This window comes from Isoptericola sp. NPDC055063 (assembly GCF_053608125.1).
The window spans coordinates 209,135-215,360 of the sequence record NZ_JBSGUW010000004.1; the positions used below are offsets into that span (position 1 = coordinate 209,135).

Below are 6,226 nucleotides of genomic sequence, written 5' to 3' on the forward strand. Positions count from 1 at the left end.
AGGCTGGTCGGCCCTGGCGGGAGGCCGCGAGGAACGAGCGGCCGGATGGCGCGCCTCGCGACGAGAGACCCCGGACCGCGTCGGCCGGGACAGATCGAGGACTTACCTCGCGGGGACGCTCGCCGCCTCGTCGGCCTGCTCGCGGTCGACGCGGGCCGCGCGCAGCCGGGACATGATGACCGCGCCGAAGGCGACGGCCGCGGCGGCCAGGGCGATGACGATGCGCACCGCGGAGTTCGCGTCCTCCGGCACGCTCAGCATGACCACGGCGGGCGCGATGAGCACGGACACCAGGTTCATCACCTTGATGAGCGGGTTGATCGCGGGGCCGGCGGTGTCCTTGAACGGGTCGCCGACGGTGTCGCCGATGACGGTCGCGGCGTGCGCCTCGGAGCCCTTGCCGCCGAACGCGCCGTCCTCCACGATCTTCTTCGCGTTGTCCCACGCGCCGCCCGAGTTCGCGAGGAAGACGGCCATCAGCACGCCTGCGCCGATGGCGCCGGCAAGGAAGCCTGCCAGCGGCCCGACGCCGAGGCCGAAGCCGACGGCGATGGGCGCGAACGCGGCCAGCAGGCCGGGGGTGGCGAGCTCGCGCAGCGAGTCGCGGGTGCAGATGTCGACGACGCGGCCGTACTCGGGCCGCTCCTCGTAGGTCATGATCCCGGGGTGCTCGCGGAACTGGCGGCGCACCTCGAACACGATCGCCCCGGCAGCGCGGGTCACGGCGTCGATCGCGAGCCCGGAGAACAGGAACACGGTGGCGGCGCCGAGGATGACCCCGACGAGCGTGACGGGCGAGATGATCTCGTAGTTCAGCATGGACGCGACGAGCCCGCCCCCGACGTCGCCCACGTCGGCGACCGCCTGCTCCACGGCGTCCGCGTACGAGCCGAACAGCGCCGTCGCGGCGAGGACGGCCGTCGCGATCGCGATGCCCTTCGTGATGGCCTTGGTGGTGTTCCCGACGGCGTCCAGGTCCGTGAGGATCTGCGCCGCCTCCTCGTCGACGTCGCCCGACATCTCGGCGATGCCCTGCGCGTTGTCGCTGACGGGGCCGAAGGTGTCCATCGCGACGATGACGCCCACCGTGGTCAGCAGGCCGCAGCCGGCGAGCGCGACGAGGAAGAGCGAGAGCCAGATCGACCCGCCGGCGAGCAGGAAGACGCCGCAGATCGCGGCCGCGATCACGCCGGCGGTGTAGACGGCGGACTCGAAGCCGACCCCGATGCCGGACAGCACGACGGTGGCCGCGCCGGTGCGCGACGTGGCCGCGACGTGCAGCGTCGGCTTCGACGTCGTGCCGGTGAAGTACCCGGTGATCCACAGGATCACGCCGGCGAGGACGACGCCGATGGCGACGGCCAGCGAGGCGACGACCCGCGGGTCGGCGGTGACGTCGCCGAGGTCCGCGGTGCCGGTGAGCCCGGCGAAGGACGACGGCAGGTAGGCGAACGCGGCGACGGCGGCCAGCACGGCGCCGATGACGGCGGAGATGTAGAAGCCGCGGTTGATCGCGGCGAGGCCGTTCTCGCTGCCGCGGACGCGGGTGACGAGCACGCCCAGCAGGGCGACGAACGCGCCGATCGCGGTGACGATCAGGGGGAACACGAGGCCCTGCTCGCCCATCACCGCCTTGCCGAGGATGAGCGCGGCGACCAGCGTCACCGCGTACGACTCGAAGAGGTCGGCGGCCATGCCCGCGCAGTCGCCGACGTTGTCGCCCACGTTGTCGGCGATGGTGGCGGCGTTGCGGGGGTCGTCCTCGGGGATGCCCTGCTCGACCTTGCCGACGAGGTCGGCGCCGACGTCGGCCGCCTTGGTGAAGATGCCGCCGCCCACGCGCATGAACATGGCGAGCAGCGCGGCGCCGAAGCCGAAGCCCTCGAGCACGGCCGGCGCGTCGGTGCGGTACACGAGGACGACGAGCGCGGCTCCCACGAGGCCGAGACCCACGACGGACATGCCCACGACGCCACCGGTGCGGAACGCGATCCGCGCGCCGTCGGCACGCCCGTCCGTGCGCGTCGCCGCGGCGGCGACCCGCACGTTGGCGCGCACGGCGAGCCACATGCCGAGGTAGCCGATGGCGGCGGAGAACCCGGCCCCCACGAGGAACGCGATCGACCGCCCCAGCCGGACCCCGCCGTCGCCCGGCAGGAGGAACAGGAGGGCGAACACCACGACGGCGAACAGCGCGAGCGTCCGGAACTGGCGGTTGAGGTAGGCGGAGGCGCCCTCCTGGACGGCGCGCCCGATCTCCTGCATGCCAGACGTCCCCTCGGGGGCGGCGAGCACCTGTCTGCGCAGGGCCGCCGCGCAGACCAGGGCGGCCAGTCCGATCACCCCGATCACGGCGACGATCGTGATGCTGCTGGATCCGAACGTGAGCATCCGTCCTCCTTGACGTGCTTCCTCGGCCCGGCGGGGGCGGCGGTGACCGTCCGTCGGTAAGGTCCCGCCGTCGCCGTTGACGGCGGGATGCGGGGAGTCTACCCACATGTGACGGCCGTCACGAACCACCGTGACATCCTGACCCAACGGTTCGCGTCCCCCGACCGTCCAGGTGGGTGAGGACGGCACGGGAGGGGACCATGAGCCGCTGGGAGGACGAGCTCGCGGAGCTCGCACGGACACGAGGGCGGGCCCTGGTGGGCTACGCGTACGTGCTGTGCGGGGACCAGCGGCTCGCGGAGGACCTGGTGCAGGACGCACTGGTCAAGGTGTTCGCCCGGCTGCGCCGCGGCGCCGCCGACCGGCCCGGGGTGCACGCGCTGGACGGGGGCGGGACGAGCGAGGCGTACGTGCGCCGCGCGATCCTCACCCTCTTCCTCGACGAGCACCGGCGCCGCAAACGCTGGACGTCGGCCCGCCACCTCGTGGCGACGGACGACCGGGTCCGCGGCGCGGCCTCGGGCGCGACGGCGCGGGCCGACGTCGCGGCCGCGCTCGGGCGGCTGACGCCGCGCGAGCGCGCGTGCGTCGTCCTGCGCTACCTCGAGGACCTCACGGTGCCGCAGGTGGCCGAGACCCTCGGCCTGGCGCAGGGCACGGTCAAGCGCTACCTGTTCGACGCGACGGCGACCCTGCGCGACGTGCTGCGGGTCGACGGCGACGGCGGGGCCGCGCTCACGGGGCTGACGGGGACGACGACGGGGACAACGACGGGGACGACGACGGGGCGGAGGGCCGGGCGATGACCAGCAACCACGCGCGGGACGACTGGGCGGACGGCCGCACCGACGAGGCGCTGCGCCGCGGTCTGGACGCGCTCGCCGGGGCCGGCGCCCAGGCGTCGGCGCTCGACGCCGCCCTCGGTGACGTGCGCCGGCGGGTGCGGCGCCGCCGCACCGTGAAGCAGGCCGGGATCGGCGCGAGCACGCTGGGCGTGGCCGCCGCCCTGGTGCTCGGCGGGGCGGCCCTGCTGCCGGACGCGCCGCAGCCCCTGCCCGGGCCCGCGACGAGCCCGACGACGACACCGTCTCCGTCCGGCTCCCCGTCGGACGAGGCCCGGCCCGACGACGCCCGGGCCGACGACGCCGCCGTCGGGCTCGTCGAGGACGGCTACCGCCCGTCGTGGCTCGAGGGCGTGAACCTGACGTGCGGGATGCCGGCCGACGACCTGTCCGCGAACGCGGACGGTCAGCGCCTGGACCTCCTCGGCGTCCCGACCCTCGACGACGACACGAGCGCCGACGGCACCGAGACCGTGCAGACCTGGCGCGTGCCGACGCGCCTCGACGGCGTCGGCGCCGCCGACGCCGGGCACCGCGTGAGCCTCCCGACGTTGCTGTGGACGCAGGGCGGCCGGGTGGTGGACGTCGGAGTGAACGTCACCGAGGCGGGGATGGACCAGGTGGGCGACGCGCCCGCCGAGCGCACCGCCGAGGACTCGTCGCTGATGTCCTGCGCGCCGGTGCACGCGGACGACGGCTCGGCGCCGGACACCTACGAGACCGAACTCCCGGCCGGGGAGTACCAGGTGCGCGCGTTCGTGCAGCTCTGGGACCCGGGGTTCACCGCGGCCGAGCTGGTCGTCAGCGCCCCCGTCGCCGTGGAGGTCGACGCCACGGGCGAGGGCGGCGCGCGGAACGCGGCCTCGGGCTCCGGGAAGTCGGGCGGGTCGGGCGGGTCGGGCGACGCAGGGTGCTCCGCGGCGGGCCTCGACCTGCCGGACCCGGACCTGGCCGACCTTGCCGAGCCGGCGCGTACCACCGTCGCCGCGATGTTCACGGCGGCGCTGGCCTGCGACGACGAGACCCTCATCGCCCTCGCGGAGGCGGCGGACCGGGTGGACGAGAACTGGGGCGGGCAGTCGCCCCGCGAGCTGCTCGAGCTGCCGGCCGCCGAGCAGGACGAGGACGTCTACGCGATCCTCGCGCGGCTGCTGTCGGCGACGCAGCCGTGCAACGGGGAGGTCCACGGCCTCGGGGGCGCCCTGCACCTCTACTCCTGGCCCCGCATGGCCCCGCCCTGCCAGGCGGCGGCACCGGACTGGCAGGACGCGGTCGACGCCGGCGCCCTCACGGCGCAGGAGTCCGCGGACTGGCAGGCGGCCGACGGAGGGCCGGAGTACGAGGGCTGGCGCCTCACGGTCGACTCCGAGGGCCGTTGGGCGCAGTTCGTCGACGGCTACCTGGGCCCCCCGCGCGACTGACCCGCCCCGCCGACCAGGCGGTTGCCACCGCTCTCGGGCGGCGCGAGGCGCCATAGCGGTGGCAACCGCCTGGTCGGCCCTCGGCCGCAGCGCGCGTGGGAGGATGACGGTCATGCCCGACGTCGTTCCCGCAGCTGCCCGCGCCCACACCGAGGACCTCGGCGCCTTCGTCGCCGCCTCGCCGTCGTCGTTCCACGCCGCCGAGGAGGTGGCGCGCCGCGCGGAGGCGGCCGGGTACGTCCGGCTCGACGAGACCGCCGCCTGGGACGTGGCCCCGGGCGGCCGGTACGTCGTCGTCCGCGACGGCTCGGCGATCGCCTTCGCGCTGCCGCCCACGGCGGGCCCGACGACGCCGTTCACCATCCTCGGCACGCACACGGACTCGACGGGGTTCAAGCTCAAGCCGAAGCCCACCACCGGGCGCGACGGCTGGGTGCAGGCCGGCGTCGAGGTCTACGGCGGCCCGCTGCTGAACTCGTGGCTGGACCGCGAGGTCGAGCTCGCCGGGCGCCTCGTCACCGCCGACGGCTCGGGCGGCACGGTCGAGCACCTGGTGCGCACCGGCCCGATCGCGCGCATCCCGCAGCTCGCCATCCACCTGGACCGCTCCGCGAACGACGGGCTGACCCTCGACAAGCAGCGGCACACGCAGCCCGTCGTCGGCCTGGGCGACGTGTCGCAGGCCGACGTGCTGGCCGAGCTCGCCGTGGCGGCGGGCGACGGCGTCGACGCCGCGGACGTGCTCGGCTACGACATCGTGCTCGCGGAGACGCAGCCGGCGCGCGCGTTCGGCATCGGCGCGGCCCTGTGGGCCTCGCCCCGCCTGGACAACCAGCTCTCGACGCACGCCGCGATCACGGCGCTGCTCGCCGTCGCTCCGGAGGACCTCGCCGGCATCGGCGTCGTCGCCGCCTTCGACCACGAGGAGATCGGCTCGGCCTCGCGCTCGGGCGCCGCAGGGCCGTTCCTCGAGGACGTGCTGCGCCGCGTGTGCGCCGGCCTCGGCGCCTCCGAGGACGAGCGAGCGCGCGCCTTCGCCGCGTCGCTGTGCGTGTCGTCGGACGTCGGGCACGCCGTGCACCCGAACTACCCGGAGCGGCACGACCCGGTCAACCACCCGCACGCCGGCGGCGGCCCGATCCTCAAGATCAACGCCAACCAGCGCTACGCGACGGACGCCCACGGCGCCGCCCGCTGGCAGGAGGCGTGCGCGGCGGCCGGGGTGCCGAGCCAGGAGTTCGTCTCCAACAACGTCGTGCCCTGCGGCTCCACGACGGGCCCGATCACGGCGACCCGCCTCGGCATCCGCGTGGTCGACGTCGGCGCCGCCATCCTGTCGATGCACTCCGCGCGCGAGCTCACCGCCGTCGTCGACCCGTGGTACCTGGCCCGCGCGATGGGGGCCGTGCTCGCCGGCTGACCGACCAACGCGTTGTGGGGGTGGGGGTGGGGGCCTTTTTCCGCTAAAAAAAGGAACAAACCACCCCCCCCCACAAGGAAAAAAAAAGAAAACCTTCTGCTCCCCCCACCCCCCCTCCCCCCCCCCCCGAGGCCGGGGAATCCCCGCTTCTG

General features: G+C 74.8%; 4 protein-coding genes. 3 read left to right on the forward strand and 1 reads right to left on the reverse strand.

Features of this window, described 5'->3' with window-relative positions; genetic code table 11:
* Positions 1 to 102: 102 nt before the first annotated feature.
* On the reverse strand, positions 103 to 2,391 hold the full coding sequence (locus ACWF41_RS06660; protein ID WP_380326731.1) for a sodium-translocating pyrophosphatase: 2,289 nt from the start codon (positions 2,389 to 2,391) through the stop codon (positions 103 to 105).
* A gap of 200 nt (positions 2,392 to 2,591) precedes the next feature.
* On the opposite strand from ACWF41_RS06660, the gene ACWF41_RS06665 reads away from it, so the two are divergent.
* The 3 genes from ACWF41_RS06665 to ACWF41_RS06675 all read left to right on the forward strand — a co-directional run bounded on the left by ACWF41_RS06665 (position 2,592) and on the right by ACWF41_RS06675 (position 6,074).
* The gene (locus ACWF41_RS06665; RefSeq protein WP_380326734.1) at positions 2,592 to 3,197 is read left to right on the forward strand and encodes a sigma-70 family RNA polymerase sigma factor; all 606 of its coding nucleotides are present in this window, start codon (positions 2,592 to 2,594) and stop codon (positions 3,195 to 3,197) included.
* A complete protein-coding gene (locus ACWF41_RS06670; protein ID WP_380326737.1) occupies positions 3,194 to 4,654 on the forward strand; it encodes a hypothetical protein in 1,461 nt (486 codons plus the stop codon). The genes ACWF41_RS06665 and ACWF41_RS06670 overlap by 4 nt, the downstream gene beginning before the upstream one ends.
* A gap of 112 nt (positions 4,655 to 4,766) precedes the next feature.
* Positions 4,767 to 6,074 carry a M18 family aminopeptidase gene (locus tag ACWF41_RS06675; protein WP_380327174.1) on the forward strand — a complete coding sequence of 436 codons (1,308 nt, stop codon included), beginning with the start codon at positions 4,767 to 4,769 and terminating at the stop codon, positions 6,072 to 6,074.
* Positions 6,075 to 6,226: the final 152 nt, after the last annotated feature.